Source organism: Pseudomonas sp. JC1203 (assembly GCF_056175065.1).
In genome coordinates, this window is the sequence record NZ_JBWCAM010000008.1 from 191,068 (window position 1) to 206,467 (window position 15,400).

General features: G+C 62.2%; 16 protein-coding genes and 1 pseudogene. 7 read left to right on the forward strand and 10 right to left on the reverse strand.

Features of this window, described 5'->3' with window-relative positions; all coding sequences use genetic code 11:
* Window positions 1–42: 42 nt before the first annotated feature.
* Complete coding sequence (glyA, locus tag AC0SZ7_RS14350) at window positions 43–1,296, forward strand: serine hydroxymethyltransferase (protein ID WP_455922143.1); 1,254 nt, start codon at window positions 43–45, stop codon at window positions 1,294–1,296.
* 154 nt (window positions 1,297–1,450) lie between these two features.
* On the opposite strand, the gene AC0SZ7_RS14355 is transcribed toward glyA, so the two are convergent.
* From AC0SZ7_RS14355 to AC0SZ7_RS14370, 4 genes are all read right to left on the reverse strand, one after another.
* Complete coding sequence (locus AC0SZ7_RS14355; RefSeq protein WP_475505013.1) at window positions 1,451–2,674, reverse strand: phospholipase D-like domain-containing protein; 1,224 nt, start codon at window positions 2,672–2,674, stop codon at window positions 1,451–1,453.
* 63 nt (window positions 2,675–2,737) lie between these two features.
* On the reverse strand, window positions 2,738–3,700 hold the full coding sequence (yjiA, locus tag AC0SZ7_RS14360) for a GTPase (RefSeq protein ID WP_475505014.1): 963 nt from the start codon (window positions 3,698–3,700) through the stop codon (window positions 2,738–2,740).
* Between the two features lie 142 nt (window positions 3,701–3,842).
* A complete protein-coding gene (locus AC0SZ7_RS14365) occupies window positions 3,843–4,040 on the reverse strand; it encodes a YbdD/YjiX family protein (RefSeq protein WP_008371622.1) in 198 nt (65 codons plus the stop codon).
* Between the two features lie 18 nt (window positions 4,041–4,058).
* Window positions 4,059–6,125 carry a carbon starvation CstA family protein gene (locus AC0SZ7_RS14370; RefSeq protein ID WP_475505015.1) on the reverse strand — a complete coding sequence of 689 codons (2,067 nt, stop codon included), beginning with the start codon at window positions 6,123–6,125 and terminating at the stop codon, window positions 4,059–4,061.
* A gap of 219 nt (window positions 6,126–6,344) precedes the next feature.
* On the opposite strand from AC0SZ7_RS14370, the gene AC0SZ7_RS14375 reads away from it, so the two are divergent.
* A complete protein-coding gene (locus tag AC0SZ7_RS14375) occupies window positions 6,345–6,794 on the forward strand; it encodes a methyltransferase family protein (protein WP_475505016.1) in 450 nt (149 codons plus the stop codon).
* Between the two features lie 42 nt (window positions 6,795–6,836).
* Window positions 6,837–7,205 (forward strand): PilZ domain-containing protein, encoded by a 369-nt coding sequence (locus AC0SZ7_RS14380; protein ID WP_475505017.1) that lies wholly within the window; start codon window positions 6,837–6,839, stop codon window positions 7,203–7,205.
* 376 nt (window positions 7,206–7,581) lie between these two features.
* Here AC0SZ7_RS14380 and AC0SZ7_RS14385 read toward each other — a convergent pair whose 3' ends face one another.
* The 3 genes from AC0SZ7_RS14385 to AC0SZ7_RS14395 all read right to left on the reverse strand — a co-directional run bounded on the left by AC0SZ7_RS14385 (window position 7,582) and on the right by AC0SZ7_RS14395 (window position 9,715).
* Complete coding sequence (locus AC0SZ7_RS14385) at window positions 7,582–7,863, reverse strand: hypothetical protein (protein WP_475505018.1); 282 nt, start codon at window positions 7,861–7,863, stop codon at window positions 7,582–7,584.
* A gap of 251 nt (window positions 7,864–8,114) precedes the next feature.
* On the reverse strand, window positions 8,115–8,693 hold the full coding sequence (locus AC0SZ7_RS14390) for a hypothetical protein (protein ID WP_475505019.1): 579 nt from the start codon (window positions 8,691–8,693) through the stop codon (window positions 8,115–8,117).
* Complete coding sequence (locus tag AC0SZ7_RS14395; RefSeq protein WP_475505020.1) at window positions 8,690–9,715, reverse strand: hypothetical protein; 1,026 nt, start codon at window positions 9,713–9,715, stop codon at window positions 8,690–8,692. Before AC0SZ7_RS14395 ends, AC0SZ7_RS14390 begins: the two co-directional genes overlap by 4 nt.
* Between AC0SZ7_RS14395 and AC0SZ7_RS14400 the strand changes: the two are divergent.
* A pseudogene (locus AC0SZ7_RS14400) lies at window positions 9,696–9,974 on the forward strand (hemagglutinin repeat-containing protein); the annotation flags it as partial. The gene AC0SZ7_RS14395 and the pseudogene AC0SZ7_RS14400 overlap by 20 nt on opposite strands.
* A 150-nt stretch (window positions 9,975–10,124) precedes the next feature.
* On the opposite strand, the gene radA reads toward AC0SZ7_RS14400, so the two are convergent.
* Window positions 10,125–11,492 (reverse strand): DNA repair protein RadA, encoded by a 1,368-nt coding sequence (gene radA, locus AC0SZ7_RS14405; protein ID WP_475505021.1) that lies wholly within the window; start codon window positions 11,490–11,492, stop codon window positions 10,125–10,127.
* 164 nt (window positions 11,493–11,656) lie between these two features.
* Here radA and mscL point away from each other — a divergent pair, with 164 nt between their 5' ends.
* Entirely contained in the window at window positions 11,657–12,070 is a 414-nt protein-coding gene (gene mscL, locus AC0SZ7_RS14410) for a large-conductance mechanosensitive channel protein MscL (RefSeq protein ID WP_475505022.1), read from the forward strand.
* 60 nt (window positions 12,071–12,130) lie between these two features.
* On the opposite strand, the gene AC0SZ7_RS14415 is transcribed toward mscL, so the two are convergent.
* Window positions 12,131–12,907, reverse strand: coding sequence for a ferredoxin--NADP reductase (locus tag AC0SZ7_RS14415; protein ID WP_475505023.1), 777 nt, complete (start codon window positions 12,905–12,907; stop codon window positions 12,131–12,133).
* Window positions 12,908–13,114: 207 nt separating this feature from the next.
* Between AC0SZ7_RS14415 and AC0SZ7_RS14420 the strand changes: the two genes are divergently transcribed.
* A complete protein-coding gene (locus AC0SZ7_RS14420; RefSeq protein WP_475505024.1) occupies window positions 13,115–13,813 on the forward strand; it encodes an autoinducer binding domain-containing protein in 699 nt (232 codons plus the stop codon).
* Between the two features lie 135 nt (window positions 13,814–13,948).
* Window positions 13,949–15,073 (forward strand): methyltransferase, encoded by a 1,125-nt coding sequence (locus tag AC0SZ7_RS14425; protein WP_475505025.1) that lies wholly within the window; start codon window positions 13,949–13,951, stop codon window positions 15,071–15,073.
* Window positions 15,074–15,202: 129 nt separating this feature from the next.
* Here the strand turns inward: AC0SZ7_RS14425 and AC0SZ7_RS14430 are convergent, their stop codons facing one another.
* The gene (locus AC0SZ7_RS14430; RefSeq protein ID WP_475505026.1) at window positions 15,203–15,364 is read right to left on the reverse strand and encodes a DUF2474 domain-containing protein; all 162 of its coding nucleotides are present in this window, start codon (window positions 15,362–15,364) and stop codon (window positions 15,203–15,205) included.
* Between the last annotated feature and the right edge of the window lie 36 nt (window positions 15,365–15,400).

Here is a 15,400-nt window from a genome sequence, read left to right on the forward strand (position 1 = left end):
GCGCCTGATCACCTTTTTCCAGCACGATCCTTGAGGACCGCCATGTTCAGCCGTGATTTGACCCTTGCCAAGTACGACGCCGATCTCTTTGCCGCCATGGAGCAAGAAGCTCAGCGCCAGGAAGAGCACATCGAGCTGATCGCCTCGGAAAACTACACCAGCCCAGCCGTCATGGAAGCCCAAGGCTCGGTGCTGACCAACAAGTACGCCGAAGGCTACCCAGGCAAGCGCTACTACGGTGGCTGCGAATACGTCGACGTGGTTGAGCAACTGGCCATCGACCGCGCCAAAGAGCTGTTCGGCGCCGACTACGCCAACGTCCAGCCGCACGCCGGCTCCCAGGCCAACGCTGCCGTCTACCTGGCCCTGCTGCAGGCTGGCGACACCATCCTGGGCATGAGCCTGGCCCACGGCGGTCACCTGACCCACGGCGCCAGCGTTTCCTCGTCCGGCAAGCTGTACAACGCTGTCCAGTACGGCATCGACGCCAACGGCCTGATCGACTACGACGAAGTAGAGCGCCTGGCCGTCGAGCACAAGCCGAAAATGGTCGTGGCCGGTTTCTCCGCCTACTCGCAGGTGCTGGATTTCGCCCGCTTCCGTGAAATCGCCGACAAGGTAGGCGCCTACCTGTTCGTCGACATGGCCCACGTGGCCGGCCTGGTCGCCGCTGGCGTCTACCCCAACCCTGTGCCGTTCGCCGACGTGGTCACCACCACCACCCACAAGACCCTGCGCGGTCCACGTGGCGGCCTGATCCTGGCCCGCGCCAACGCAGACATCGAGAAGAAGCTGAACTCGGCCGTCTTCCCAGGCGCCCAGGGCGGCCCGCTGGAGCACGTCATCGCCGCCAAGGCCGTGTGCTTCAAGGAAGCGCTGCAGCCTGAGTTCAAGGCTTACCAGCAACAAGTGGTGAAGAACGCCCAGGCCATGGCCGGCGTGTTCATCGAGCGCGGCTTCGACGTGGTGTCGGGCGGTACTCAGAACCACCTGTTCCTGCTGTCGCTGATCAAGCAGGAAATCTCCGGTAAAGACGCCGACGCCGCCCTGGGCAAGGCTTTCATCACCGTGAACAAGAACTCGGTGCCAAACGACCCGCGCTCCCCGTTCGTCACCTCGGGCCTGCGCTTCGGCACCCCGGCCGTGACCACTCGTGGCTTCAAGGAAGCAGAGTGCAAGGAACTGGCCGGCTGGATCTGCGACATCCTGGCGGACCTGAACAACGAAGCGGTGATCGACGCCGTTCGCGAGAAGGTCAAGGCCATCTGCGCCAAGCTGCCGGTTTACGGCAACTGATAGCAGTACCCTGACGCAAAAAAAACCGGCTCATCGAGCCGGTTTTTTTATGCCCGGACGCAGCCTTCGGCAGCTGCTACGGGGGACATTGCCTGCTTCCGTAGCAGCGGCCGGAGGCCGCGTCCAGGGCGCTGGGCGCAGCCTTCGGCAGCTGCTACGGGGTGCCGGGGTGTGGGGCTGGGTAGGTCTTGTCCAGCTGCAGCGGGTGCGCGTAAGGGCTGTCCCACAGCTGCGCATGCAGTTGGCCTACGCGCGAGGCCATGGCCGGGTTGCGCATCACCACTTCAAGGTTGCGCGACTTGTCCAGGTAGCCACCCAGCCAGTTGCTCGTACCCACCCACGCCACCTGGTCATCAACGTCCATGGTCTTGCTATGGGTCACCCGCGCATACGGAATGAAGCCCGTGGGCGCCTCGGGGAGGGTGACGATGCGCACCTGCACGTTGGGCAGCACGGCAAGGCTCTTGAGGTAGGCAAGTTCGGGCTCGGCAGTGTTCCAGTCCGACACCATCAGCTTCACCTGCACGCCCCGGGCGGCGGCGGCGCGCAAGGCGTCGTCGATGACCGGATAGTAAGGGCGGGTATGGTCGGGGCCGTAGGACAGCGGCGCATAGTCGAGCAGTTGCACGCGCACCTCGTGTTTGGCCTCGGCCAGCAGCTGTGGCAGCTCCTGCTCTGAATCACCCACACCCTGCGGGTTGAAGCGCGCCGGGCTGGCCACCAGGTAATTGCCGGTGCGCGGCGGCGTGGCACCATGGGCCGGCTGGGGCACAGGTTGGTGCTGGCTGAGCGCCTGCTCGGCGGCCCAGTCCTGGTTGAAGATGGCCTGCACCTGGGCGGCCATTTGCGGCTCGCTGATGAGCATGCCGGTCTCGTGGATATGCTCCATGGAGCGCCAATCGAAATTCTGGCTGCCGACGAACGCCTGCTTGCCGTCCACCACCATGAACTTGGCGTGAATGATGCCGTTGCCGGTCAGCTGTGCGTAGGGCAGCACGGCGAAGGTCAGGTTGGGGATGGTGCGCAGCCGCGCCAGGGTGGCCGGGTCGGAGAGCTTCTGGCCCTTGTCTTCCAGCAGGAAGCGGATCTTCACCCCCCGCTCGCCAGCGGCCTGCAGGTGGTTGATCACCTGCGCCATCACCGAACCGGCATGGTCCACGGCATAGAACTGCTCGATGTCGATGCTGTGCCGGGCGTTGTCGAACAGCTGCTCCCACACCGGCCCGGGCGCGCGCAGGTCGGGGGTTTGCAGGGCGGTGGCCAGCGGCACCGTGTGCACCAGCTCGAAGCCGGGAATGCTGAAATCGGCGCGTGCCGCCGGCAGCGCCAGCAACAGGGCAAGGGCCAACCAGGGCCGTGGGGTATGGCGTGAACGCATCGGTGCTCCGCTGTCAGGGGGTGGGCAGGGGCGCCACGCTAACAGCGAAACATGACCGATCGGTTAAGCCTGCAACGCGGCGAAGCCGGCGCGGATCTTTTCCTCGGGCAGGTCGTCGGCGATGAACACCATCACGCTCTCGCGCGCCTCCCCCGGGGCCCACTCGGTGTCCCAGTCGAAGCCGTACAGCTTGAGCACGCCCTGGAACACCAGGCGGCGGTCTTCGCCGGCAATGTTCAGCACGCCCTTGTAGCGCAGCAGCTGGCGGCCGTGGTCTTCCAGCAGCTGGTTCATGAAGTCGCTGAGGCGGTCGATCTCCAGTGGCTGGTCGGTGCGCAGCACCAGGCTGCTGATGCGATCCAGGCTACCAGCGGCCACCACCGGGCGCAGGCTGAGGCTGGCGGTGAGGTTGAAGCCGCGCACGTCCAGCAGCTCGGCCAGGTCGATCTCGCCATGCTGCACCACGCGCACCGGGGCGCGGCGGTTGATGCGGGTAAGCCGTTGGCTCAGCGCCTCGAAGGCTTCAGGGCTGACCAGGTCGGTCTTGCTGACCAGCAGGCGGTCGGCAAAGCCTACCTGGGCCTGGGCGATGGTCTGCGTCAGGTGTACGTCGGCGTTGGCGGCGTCCACCAGGGTAATGATGCCGTCGAGGATGTAGCGCTCGCGCAGCTCCTCGTCGATGAAAAAGGTCTGCGCCACGGGCGCGGGGTCGGCCAGGCCGGTGCACTCGATCACCAGGCGGTCGAAGGCCAGCTCGCCGCTGTCCAGGCGTTCCAGCAGCAGGAACAGCGCCTTGGTCAGGTCGGTGTGGATGGTGCAGCACACGCAACCGTTGGCCAGGGTCATGACCTGCACCGGGGCGTCGCCCAGCAGTTGCGTGTCGATGCCGGCGTCGCTGAATTCGTTCTCGATGACGGCTATTTTCAGGCCGTGCTCGGCCTTCAGCAGGTGGCGCAGCAAGGTGGTCTTGCCGGCGCCCAGGAAGCCGCTGAGGATGGTGACGGGAATGGGGGAAGACAAATGCATACTCCAGAGGAAACCCGTAGCAGCTGCCGCCAGGCTGCGTCACAGGCACCGCGCAATACCTGGGGAATCACGTGTGCCCGGACGCAGCCTGCGGCAGCTGCTACGAAAAACATGCCCCCAACTAGTGGGGGCATGGCTTATTTCAACAACACTTCGGCCCGCCCTTGCCGCCGTAGCGGGCCTCCTGGCGTTCGCGGAAGAACGCCTCGTAGTCCATCACCGGCTTGTCCGGGTGCTTGGTCTGCATATGCTCTACGTAGTTGTCGTAGTCGGGCATGCCTACCATCAGGCGCGCGGCCTGCCCCAGGTATTTGCCCAGCCGGCTCAGGTCATTGAACATGTCTGCCTACCTCGCTCATCACGCTTCGGGAACCGCCTGGAAGGGCGATTCCTTGTCGGTGCGTTCCTTCTTGCCCCAGGCCGCGATGCTGACCTTGATGGCAAACAGCAAGATCGAGAACACCACCAGCAGGAACAGCCCGGTCAGCGCCGCGTTGGTATACGCGTTGAAGATGACGTGCTGCATCTGGTTGATGTCCTTGGCCGGGGCAATGATCTGCCCGGCGTCCAGCGCCGTGCTGTATTTCTTCGCCAAAGCCAGGAAGCCGACGGCCGGGTTGGCATCGAACAGCTTGATGAAGCCTGCGGTAGTGGTGCAGATCAGCAGCCACACTGCCGGAATCAGCGGCACCCAGATGTAGCGCTGGCGCTTCATCTTGATCAGTACCACCACGCCCAGCATCAGCGCGATACCGGCCAGCATCTGGTTGGAAATACCGAACAGCGGCCACAGGGTGTTGATGCCGCCCAGCGGGTCGACCACGCCCTGATACAGCAGCCAGCCCCACAGCGCCACGCAACCGGCGGTGCCGATGATGTTGGCGGTCCACGACTCGGTGCGTTTCAGCGCCGGCACGAACGAGCCCAACAGGTCCTGCAGCATGAACCGCCCGGCACGGGTGCCGGCGTCCACTGCGGTGAGGATGAACAGCGCCTCGAACAGGATCGCGAAGTGGTACCAGAACGCCATGGTGTTCTCACCCGGCAGCACCTGGTGCAGGATTTGCGCGATACCCACTGCCAGGGTCGGCGCACCACCGGCGCGGGCCAGGATGGTAGTTTCACCAATGTCATGGGCCACGGCCGTCAGCGCTTCCGGGGTAATGGCAAAGCCCCAGTTGCTGACCGCCGTCGCCACCGCCACCACGTCAGTACCGACCACGGCGGGCGGGCTGTTCATGGCGAAGTACACGCCCGGCTCGATCACCGACGCGGCGACCATGGCCATGATCGCCACGAACGACTCCATCAGCATGCCGCCGTAACCGATGTAGCGGGCATTGGTTTCGTTATCCAGCAGCTTGGGCGTGGTGCCCGAGGAAATCAGTGCGTGGAAGCCCGACACCGCGCCACAGGCGATGGTGATGAACAGGAACGGGAACAACCCGCCCTTCCACACCGGGCCAGTGCCGTCGATGAACTGGGTAAGGGCCGGCATTTTCAGCACTGGCATGGTCACCAGAATGCCGATGGCCAGGGCCACGATGGTGCCGATCTTGAGGAAGGTGGACAGGTAGTCACGCGGTGCCAGCACCAGCCACACCGGCAGCACCGCCGCCACGAAGCCGTAGCCGATCAGCATCCAGGTGATCTGGATACCGGTGAAGGTGAACACCTTGGCCCACGATGGGTCCGCGGCAATCTGGCCCCCCAGCCAGATCGAGCCCAGCAGCAACGCCACGCCCACCACCGAGATCTCGCCAATGCGGCCCGGGCGGATGTAGCGCATGTACACGCCCATGAACATGGCTATCGGGATGGTCGCCATCACCGTGAACATGCCCCATGGGCTGTCGGCCAGGGCCTTGACCACGATCAGCGCCAGCACCGCGAGGATGATGATCATGATCAGGAAGCAACCGAACAGGGCGATGGTGCCGGGAATGCGGCCCATTTCCTCGCGCACCATGTCCCCCAGCGAGCGCCCGTTGCGCCGCGTGGACATGAACAGCACCAGGAAGTCCTGCACCGCGCCGGCCAGCACCACGCCGGCAATCAGCCACAGCGTGCCGGGCAGGTAGCCCATCTGCGCGGCCAGCACCGGGCCCACCAGCGGGCCTGCGCCAGCGATGGCGGCAAAGTGGTGGCCGAAGAGAATGTGTTTGTTGGTCGGCACGTAGTCCAGACCGTCATTGTTGAGCACCGCCGGCGTGGCCCGACGCGGGTCCAGCTGCATCACGGTGTTGGCGATGAAGAGGCTGTAGTAACGGTAGGCAACCAGGTAGATAGCCACCGCCGCCACCACAATCCACAGTGCGTTGACCGCTTCGCCGCGGCGCAACGCCACGACGCCGAGGGCGCACGCTCCCAGTACTGCCACGATCAGCCATGGCAGATGGCGGAGCGGACTATTGTTGTTGTTCATTTTTTTTATTCCAACCAAGTGGATACGAAAGTCAGCCCTGCGAGTCTAGCGAGACTGAAGGGAAAGGCCACCCCTTACGTTGGTCTAGAGCGCTCTTTTACAGGACAACCATCATTTTTATCCGCCCTTGCCTGGCACTTGGCAAGCACCAGCGGACCAGTGAACACCGCGGCCAAACGCGGGTCGCAATAAGTAAGCCCCCCGCACAGGACTGCACCCATGCCCAAGGCCCCGTTTCCACCACCGCTGCTGTACCTGACCTTCATTGCCGTGGCCATCGCCCTGAGCTACGCCCTGCCCCTGCCCGTGCCCGACACCAGCTGGACACGCGCCACCGGCATTGCCCTGATAGTGCTGGGCCAGGGCCTGTCGTTCTGGGCCATGCTGCGCTTCAAGCGCCAGGCCACCAGCCCCAGCAACTTCGAACAGCCCGACGCCCTGCTGCAGAGCGGCCCCTTCGCCGTTTCGCGCAACCCGGTGAACCTCGGCGACACGCTGTCGTACGCCGGCATCGGCGTGCTGCTGAGCAGCCTGTGGCCGTGGCTGCTGTTGCCCGCGCTGATCGCCATCATGAACCGCGCCGTCATCCGCCCCGACGAGGCGCAACTGGAGCAACAGTTCGGCGAAACCTATCGTCAGTATTGTCGACGGGTTCGAAGATGGCTTTGAGACACTAAGCTATAGTCATGGGAATCGCAGAGGGCCGCAGCCATGACCGACACCCACGACGAGCGCCGCCGCTTCAAGCGCGTCGCCTTCGACGCCAAGACCCAGATCAGCCAGGGCGACCGCAGCTGGTGGGTGAAACTCATCGACCTGTCCCTGCGCGGCGCCCTGATCCAGCGCCCCGAACACTGGGACGTCGACCCGCGCAAGCACTTCCAGATCAACATCCACCTCACCGACCTGATCGAAGTGCGCATGGACGCTGAATTGCGTCATGAAGAGCATGGGCACCTGGGGTTTGCGTGCCTGCACATCGGCCTGGAGGATATCGGCCATTTGCGCCGCATCATCGAGTTGAACCTGGGGGATATGGAGGAGCTGGAGCGGGAGTTGGGGGCGTTGGTGGAGGTTTGAGGGGGGAAGCTGCCCCCGGGACTGTAGCCGCTGCCGCCAGGCTGCGCTTTTCAAGCCCCGAGGGCTCGCCAAAAACCTTAGACAGCAAACCGTAATTCGTACTCCCGCCCAACGGATCACCTCCGATCTGCATAAGCTTATCAAGCGCAGTACACATAAAAACCCCTTTCATCAAACTAGGATTAACCGCAGGCCGATCTCAAAAGGTTTCTCGGGGCGGTAAGGTTGGGGTCGATTGGTTATAAACCGATAAACTTATTTTCTGACTCAAAAAACCTACCTCAACTGACCGCACTACCAGCCCCCCTGACGCATAACGCTCAGAGACCAGTTAACCAAATCCCCTGCCCTTGAAAGTTCTACGCCCCCGTCAGACCTACTGCTTCAAGATGGAAATAAATGTCTGGAAGACATCAACTTCAAGTTCCGCATCATACGGAGAAAGAAGCACATTCATAAGCTGCTGACCTATCAAACAATCATATATATCGACCCCAACCCACCCCCTAGACCAAAATTCGATCGTAGCCACCTTACTAAAGCCATCCAGCTCCACGCGTTCAAGCGCCCCGAAATCTCCGTCCTCAAACTGAGAATATTCCACGGAATATCCTTGGAGCAACGGGACAAGCTCCCTGTCAAACTGAAGAAGGTTCATAACCCCTCTCATTCATTACCCAGGGCGGTAATATTTTTAATTCTGAAAATTTTCACCACCATCTTTACTGAGCACATACTGCTGACCTCTACCCTCCTTCATAAACTTTTCGAGCGAAGCCTACTCGAAAATCGGAGAAAGACGAGGGATAAACCCTCACTCCCTGCCATCCTTACAGACTAGGCTATAACAATCAAACTCTCCGAACCCCGCCAAACCAGTAATGCACTAGCATTTCAGCACATGTCATTTCAGTCACAGCAGGGGCTTTTCGATATCACACAAAGCGCGTTAATTTTTTGATCAGGATAATCTTCAAGCGGAATTCCCAGACCGGTAACTTCCAGCCCACCATAATCGACATCGGTATAGAACCACCCCTCCGCCTCATCAAACTCCAACTTGGTGAATTGACTCAAAACGGCTACCCGATCCCCCAGCCCGATGGCTTGGGGCAATTTCCCTCTATAAATATAATCTCGACAACGTTCACCAGGGAAGCTGAAATCATAAATCTTGAGCGCGTACACCTTATACTCTCTAATCATGATAGATAGCGCGGGGATCAACGCTGTTGACTTATTTATTATTTCTCTATCCAACAGAAAGAAAGCGTATCCGCCGTTACCGTACTCATCAAGGCTATAGCTTTCCAATCGCAGGCGCGGCCCCCGATCAAACTGAAAAACCGACAACCCATCATCTACAGCCGAGCGCAACAACACTTCTCGAAGCCGCTGAGCACTAGTCTTCAGTGGGATACCAGCCAACGACACCGAAGGTACAACTGGAGCATCCCACGACACGACAAAACCATCATCGATATTCACTTTGGCACCCACATATTTCTCGCAGGGTCGAACTTAACCTGCTGACCTTGAGGATTCAAGTAGATCGTTGCCTTATCATATATCGGCCCATTCTCATCAAATGTCGGCCTATAATCCGTCGGTTGAACCACTTTAATTTTACTCCCATCCTTTAGAGTGATTTTATAATATTCACCTATGTTAGTTGTTTTAATTTCAGCGTCCACTGTCGAGGGGCTATACTGAATTTCCTTGATTCCTGAAGCCCCGCCGTCGATCTTGAACGCTTGAGAAAGCCCGGAGGTACCAGAGCGAGTAGAGTCTACTACCGCTGCACCGTCCATAGTAAATGACTGCTTGATTTGTTCAATTGACTTTCCCCACACGCTGGTCGGGTCGTCGAGTATATTGCGGGGAATTCCCGCCTGCGCTGCCAGATCCTCCCTTAATCTCTCTCTGGCAATAGCAGACGTTGCCGGAATCAGAGGAGTGTCGACAGTCAGGACCTCCTCTGCAGCATTTACCCCAGACTTCGCCATGCTTTTAGCCGCTATGGATGCCGACCTTGCTTCAGCCAGCGCACCCAATACAGCTGTTAGCCCACCCTTGGCCGCACTGGCCCCAGGTACCACAGCCAACAACACATCCAGATCGACTGTACTAGTATCCACCCCACCAGTGGCATAACGCTCCAACGCGTGCCACTGATCAGCGTTCAGCTCAGCATTGTTGGAGATAGCGCCGATCTCGCGAAGCTTTTTAGTCGCTACCGATTCACCATACTGCTCAACCCACTTGTCAGGAACGACACCAACACCTCCTGGTGGGTCGTAGGTAGTCGAGTTGGCCGAATTGAACAGCGCATTGTCTTTGAACTGCGCTGGCGTAGCGCTGAACTCATAAACCTTTGCGCCATCGGCGACCACCGGTTTACCGTCCTCCCACGTCAGCAACACCTTGGCGTTTTGAAGGTCCTGCACCACTGAACGCGCCGCCGCAGTGCTGGCCGCATTGCCATTCCAGGCTGTGGAGCGAGATTTCAACGTGGCCTCCGCAGGCGACGTCCATAAGGTGGAAAGCCGCAGCAAAGACGACAAAAAACGCATCAAGGAAGAAAACGACACCACCACTCAACGCGCTTCCACCTTCACCGCGGGCAACAACTTCACCAGCGAAGCCCAGCGCGACACCACCCTGGTCGCCAGCAAAATCACCGCCGGCAACGAGGCGTACCTGTACAGCGGCGAGCAGACCAACCTGCTGGCTGCCCAGGACAGCACCCACACCCTCTACGACATGAAGCAACTGTCTTGTGGGAGCTGGCTTGCCAGCGAGCTTTTATGGCCCCAACATCTCGCTGGCCAGCCAGCTCCCACAGGGTGTAGCGAGTCCGGCGGCGGCCCTGCGTTGCTCCGGGACGCGGCCTGCGGCCGCTGCTACGGGGCGGTGGTGCTATTCGAAGAGGGCGTCGAGGGCCTGCTCCAGGCGGGTCACGGCGATGATCTGCAAGCCGGCCGGCGCTTCCTTCGGCGCGTTGCCCTTGGGCACGATGGCGCGCTTGAAGCCGTGCTTGGCGGCTTCCTTCAGGCGCTCCTGGCCGCTGGGCACGGGGCGCACTTCGCCCGACAAACCCACCTCGCCGAATACCAGCAGGTCATGTGGCAGCGGCCGGTTGCGCAGGCTGGACATGATGGCCGCCAGCAACGCCAGGTCGGAGGCGGTTTCCAGCACCTTCACGCCGCCCACCACGTTGAGGAACACGTCCTGGTCGTGGGTGGGAATGCCGCCGTGGCGGTGCAGTACGGCCAGCAACATGGCCAGGCGGTTCTGGTCCAGGCCCAGGGTCACGCGGCGCGGGTTGGCCAGGTGGCTGTCGTCCACCAGTGCCTGCACTTCCACCAGCATCGGCCGGGTGCCTTCCCAAGTGGCCATGACCACGCTGCCGGGCACTTCCTCCTGCGCGCGGGTGAGGAAGATGGCCGAGGGGTTGGACACCTCCTTCAGGCCCTTGTCGGTCATACCGAACACGCCCAGCTCGTTCACCGCGCCGAAGCGGTTCTTCACCGCACGCAGCAGGCGCAGGCGGCCGTCGGACTCGCCTTCGAAATACAGCACGGTGTCGACCATGTGCTCCAGCACGCGCGGGCCGGCCAGGGCGCCCTCCTTGGTGACGTGGCCCACCAGGAAGATGGCGGTGCCGCTCTGCTTGGCGTAGCGCACCAGCAGCGCCGCGCTCTCGCGCACCTGGGAGACGCCACCGGGGGCGGACTGCAGCGCTTCGGTGAAGATGGTCTGGATGGAGTCGATGACCATCACCTTGGGCTGCTCGACCCGGGCGGTAGCGATGATGGTCTCGATGCAGGTCTCGGTCATCACCCGCAGCTGGTCCTGGGGCAGGCCCAGGCGGCGGGCGCGCATGGCCACCTGCTGCTGCGACTCCTCGCCGGTGACGTACAACGCCGGCATGCGCGCGGCGATGTTGCACAGGGTCTGCAGCAGGATGGTGGACTTGCCGATGCCCGGGTCACCGCCAATCAGCACCACCGAGCCGTCCACCAGCCCGCCGCCCAACACGCGGTCAAGCTCGGTGGAGGCGGTGGTGAAGCGCGGTATTTCCTCGACGCTGACCTCGGCCAGGGTCTTGATCTGCGCCTGCTGGCCGGCCCAGCCGGTGCGGCCGCTGGGGGGCGCGGCGGCGCCAGCTTCAATCATGGTTTCGGTCAGGGTGTTCCAGGCGCCGCACTCGCCGCACTGGCCGGCCCATTTCGGGAAGGTGGCGCCGCACTCGGTGCAGCCGTACAAGCGCTTGGCCTTGGCCATGAGGAATACCCCTGTATATAAAAACAGTCATCATACCGATACGGACGTGATTGGGTAAAACTTCTGGGAATGAGGTGGGTCATTGTTACCAGGTGTTGGGCATGACGCGAATAGGTGTCTTACACTGCCTGCAACCATTCATCTGTAACAAGGGATATCAAAACATGGGCGTACTAGCTGAGTTCAAGGCCTTCGCGGTCAAAGGCAACGTGGTCGACATGGCCGTGGGTATCATCATTGGTGCGGCGTTCGGCAAGATTGTCTCGTCGTTCGTGGGTGACGTGGTCATGCCGCCGCTGGGCCTGTTGATTGGCGGCGTCGATTTCAGCGACCTGGCGGTGGTGCTGAGGGAAGCCCAGGGCACGGCACCGGCGGTGGTGCTGGCCTACGGCAAGTTCATCCAGACGGTGATCGACTTCCTGATCGTGGCGTTCGCCATCTTCATGGGCGTGAAGGCCATCAACCGCCTCAAGCGCGAAGAGGCCAAGGCCCCTTCCCTGCCGCCTACCCCTACCAAGGAAGAGCTGCTGCTGGGCGAGATTCGTGATTTGTTGAAAGAGCAGAACGCGCGGCCTTGATGAAGGGCCGAGACGCGGCCTTGCGGCCGCTGCTACCGGGTGCGTGTAGTAGCGGCCGCGCTACCAGTAATTTTCCACCGCGATGTGCCCCGGCTTGCGGGTCAGGGTCAGGCGCATGTCGCGGGTCTTGAGCACCGCGCGGGTGTCATCGATCATCTGCGGGTTGCCGCAGATCATTACGCGCGAATGCTCGGGCGTCAGCTCACACCCGGCCGCCGCCTCCAATTCGCCATTCTCGATCAACGTGGTAATGCGCCCGCCCAGCGCACCTGGGTGCTGCTCGCGGGTGACGATGGGGATGTACTGGAACTTGTGCGCGTACTCCGCCAGGTAATCGCGCCCGGTCAGCTCGGCAATCAGCGGCTGGTACGCCAGTTCCCGGCCTTCGCGGGCACTGTACACCAGGATAATGCGCTCGAATTTCTCCCACACCTCGAAGTCCTGCAGTATCGACAGGAACGGCGCAACGCCCGTGCCCGTCGCCAGCAGCCACAGGTCGCGGCCGTCGATGAAGCGGTCCGGGGTCAGGTAACCGAAGGCCTGGCGGTCCACCAGCAGCGTGTCGCCCTCACGCAGGCGGCTCAGCTCACTGGTGAATTCGCCTCCCGGCACCACGATGGAGAAGAACTCCAGGAACTCGTCATGGGGCGAGGACACCATCGAATAGGCCCGCCACACCACGCTGCCATCCGCCTTTGTCACCCCCAGGCGGGCAAATTGCCCGGCACGGAAGCGGAAGCCTGCGTCACGGGTGGTTCTCAAGGTGAACAGGCTGGGGGTCAGTGGCTGGACGTCCAGCAACGTCTGGCGGGTGAAATTCTCGGCACTGGCGGTCATGGTGCTCTCCATGGAAACAATGTTGCTAGTGTCCTGCAAACCAGCGCGCGGGAACACCCGCAAGTTGTAATGACTTTTTCAGGATTAAAGCCGCAGATAACTCCATTTTACCGACCAAGTTTATCTATTTCGACACATTTTGCACCTAGACTGATTCAACGGACCGATATTTGGATCCAGGTAATTTGCCTAACCAAAGGTGTCGTCATGAGAATTTGGCACGAAGCTCAGTTGCACCACCTACAGCGCATGGCCGGCAACGAGGACGTCCTCGGCACCGCCTTCGAACTCACTCGCCAGCTGGGGTTCGACTACCTGGCCTTCGCCACCGGCCCGCAACAGGCCATGCCGCGGCTGGAGGCGCTGAGCAACATGCCCACGCCGTGGTGCCAGCGCTACCGGCAAAAAGGCTATGCAGCGGTGGACCCCTGCGTCAGGCACTGCCTGCACTCGGTGGTGCCGCTGCCCTGGACCGACGAGTTGTTCAGCACCACCCCCCAGTTCCGCCGGGACGCCTGGGCCCACGGTATTCGCCACGGCTTGAGCCTGGCTATCCACGACAGCGCCCATCACATCAGCATGGTGAGCCTGGCCCGCCGCGACTCGCCACTGAGCGCCGACGAATTCTGCAGCAAGGTGGGTGAGTGCCTGTGGCTGGGCAACCTGCTGCATCAGCGCCTGGGGGATCAGCCAGAGGTACCTGAACCCCCGCGCGGCCACCTGACGCTGCGCGAACTGGAAGTACTGCGCTGGTCGGCCGAAGGCAAGACGGCCGGTGATATTGCCGCCATTCTCAGCCTTTCGGAACGCACGGTGAATTTCCACATCACCAGCGCCGTGAAGAAACTGGGCACGGGCAACAAGACCGCTGCCGTGGTCCGCGCCGCTCAGGCAGGGTTGTTATGACGTACCGCGCCTGCATTAATCTGCAAATGGACGTAGAATTCCTGCCCCGGAGCGCCGCATGGCGCGCCCCTGCTGCGAGTTTGGTACCGCCGAGACTTGCGTAATCTACAGCTGCCCACCCCGAGTCTCTGCCCCATGCCCGTGCTGACCACGCCCTTCGCCCAACTTGACCTGATTCGCCAGCCCGACCAGCCCAACGAGCCGCTGCAGGCCTTCGATGCCGCCGACGAGTACCTGCTCAGCCACATGGCCGAGCAGCAGCTGCCGGCAAGCACCCGCGTGCTGGTGCTCAACGACAGCTTCGGCGCCCTGGCCATCAGCCTGCAGGACCAGTTCGAGCTGGTCAGCAGCGGCGATTCGTTCCTGGGTAGCCAGGCCCTGGAAAAGAACCTGGTGCGCAACGGCCGGCCGTTCGACGCCATTGCCGTGCTGCCGGCCAGCCAGCGCTGGGACGGCCTGTTCGACCGGGTGCTGATCCGCGTGCCCAAGACCCTGGCACTGCTGGAAGAGCAGCTCATCCGCCTGCACGGCCACCTGGCACCCGGCGCGCAGGTCGTGGCGGCGGCCATGGTCAAGCACCTGCCCCGCGCCGCAGGCGACCTGCTTGCGCAGTACGTAGGCCCGGTCAGCGCCTCGCTGGCCGTGAAGAAAGCGCGACTGCTGATTGCCACCAGCGAGGTGCGCGGGCCGTTCACCTCGCCCTACCCCAGCCGTTACCGCCTGGAGCAGCCGCCGGTAGAACTGCTGAACCACGCCAACGTGTTCTGCCGCGAAGGCCTGGACATTGGCACCCGCGCGTTCCTGCCACACCTGCCCACAGGCCTGGGCGAAGCGCGGGTGGCCGACCTGGGCTGCGGCAACGGCGTGCTGGCCATTGCCAGCGCACTGCAGAACCCGCAGGCGCACTACACCCTGGTGGACGAGTCGTACATGGCCGTGCAGTCGGCCGCCGAGAACTGGCAGGCCGCCCTGGGCGACCGCGAAGTGACCGTGCGCGCCGGTGACGGCCTGGCCGGCCAGGCGCCGCAGTCGCTGGACGTAGTGCTGTGCAACCCGCCCTTCCACCAGGCCCAGGTGGTGGGCGACTTCCTGGCCTGGCGCATGTTCCAGCAGGCACGTGAAGCGCTGGTGGTGGGCGGCGCGCTGTACATCGTCGGCAACCGCCACCTGGGCTACCACAGCAAGCTGGCCCGGCTGTTCCGCGGCGTAGAGCAGGTGGCGGCGACGCCGAAGTTCGTGATTCTCAAAGCCCGCAAGTAACTGCCCGCGCCGTAGCCGCTGCCGTCAGGCGGCGGCTACCGGCCAATAATCCCAGGCAAAAAAAAACCCTCCGAAGAGGGCTGTAAAACCGCTGCCTGTGCTAAACAGCGGATGGGATGAGACGGTATTTCAATGGGACTTCATGCCCGCCGCAGTCATGAACATGCGCAGCAGTTCGGCGACGATGCCCAGGGCCACGATGCTGCCCGCCCAAATCACCAGCAACCAGCCCACGCGTTTCCACCACGGGCTGTTGGCGGCTGGGTCGGGTTCATGTTCCTTGCTGCTCATCGCATGCTCTCCTGTGTACGTCCGCAGCAGCTGCCG

Bases quoted from the DNA above. Each gene is read 5' to 3' on its own strand.
- radA (WP_475505021.1), bottom strand. From the start codon at position 11,492: ATGGCCAAGGCCAAGCGCTTGTACGGCTGCACCGAGTGCGGCGCCACC.
- AC0SZ7_RS14365 (WP_008371622.1), bottom strand. From the start codon at position 4,040: ATGTTCAATGACCTGAGCCGGCTGGGCAAATACCTGGGGCAGGCCGCG.
- AC0SZ7_RS14375 (WP_475505016.1), top strand. From the start codon at position 6,345: ATGCCCAAGGCCCCGTTTCCACCACCGCTGCTGTACCTGACCTTCATT.
- AC0SZ7_RS14370 (WP_475505015.1), bottom strand. From the start codon at position 6,125: ATGAACAACAACAATAGTCCGCTCCGCCATCTGCCATGGCTGATCGTG.
- AC0SZ7_RS14355 (WP_475505013.1), bottom strand. From the start codon at position 2,674: ATGCGTTCACGCCATACCCCACGGCCCTGGTTGGCCCTTGCCCTGTTG.
- AC0SZ7_RS14380 (WP_475505017.1), top strand. From the start codon at position 6,837: ATGACCGACACCCACGACGAGCGCCGCCGCTTCAAGCGCGTCGCCTTC.
- AC0SZ7_RS14430 (WP_475505026.1), bottom strand. From the start codon at position 15,364: ATGAGCAGCAAGGAACATGAACCCGACCCAGCCGCCAACAGCCCGTGG.
- AC0SZ7_RS14420 (WP_475505024.1), top strand. From the start codon at position 13,115: ATGAGAATTTGGCACGAAGCTCAGTTGCACCACCTACAGCGCATGGCC.
- yjiA (WP_475505014.1), bottom strand. From the start codon at position 3,700: ATGCATTTGTCTTCCCCCATTCCCGTCACCATCCTCAGCGGCTTCCTG.
- AC0SZ7_RS14415 (WP_475505023.1), bottom strand. From the start codon at position 12,907: ATGACCGCCAGTGCCGAGAATTTCACCCGCCAGACGTTGCTGGACGTC.
- mscL (WP_475505022.1), top strand. From the start codon at position 11,657: ATGGGCGTACTAGCTGAGTTCAAGGCCTTCGCGGTCAAAGGCAACGTG.
- AC0SZ7_RS14385 (WP_475505018.1), bottom strand. From the start codon at position 7,863: ATGAACCTTCTTCAGTTTGACAGGGAGCTTGTCCCGTTGCTCCAAGGA.
- AC0SZ7_RS14425 (WP_475505025.1), top strand. From the start codon at position 13,949: ATGCCCGTGCTGACCACGCCCTTCGCCCAACTTGACCTGATTCGCCAG.
- glyA (WP_455922143.1), top strand. From the start codon at position 43: ATGTTCAGCCGTGATTTGACCCTTGCCAAGTACGACGCCGATCTCTTT.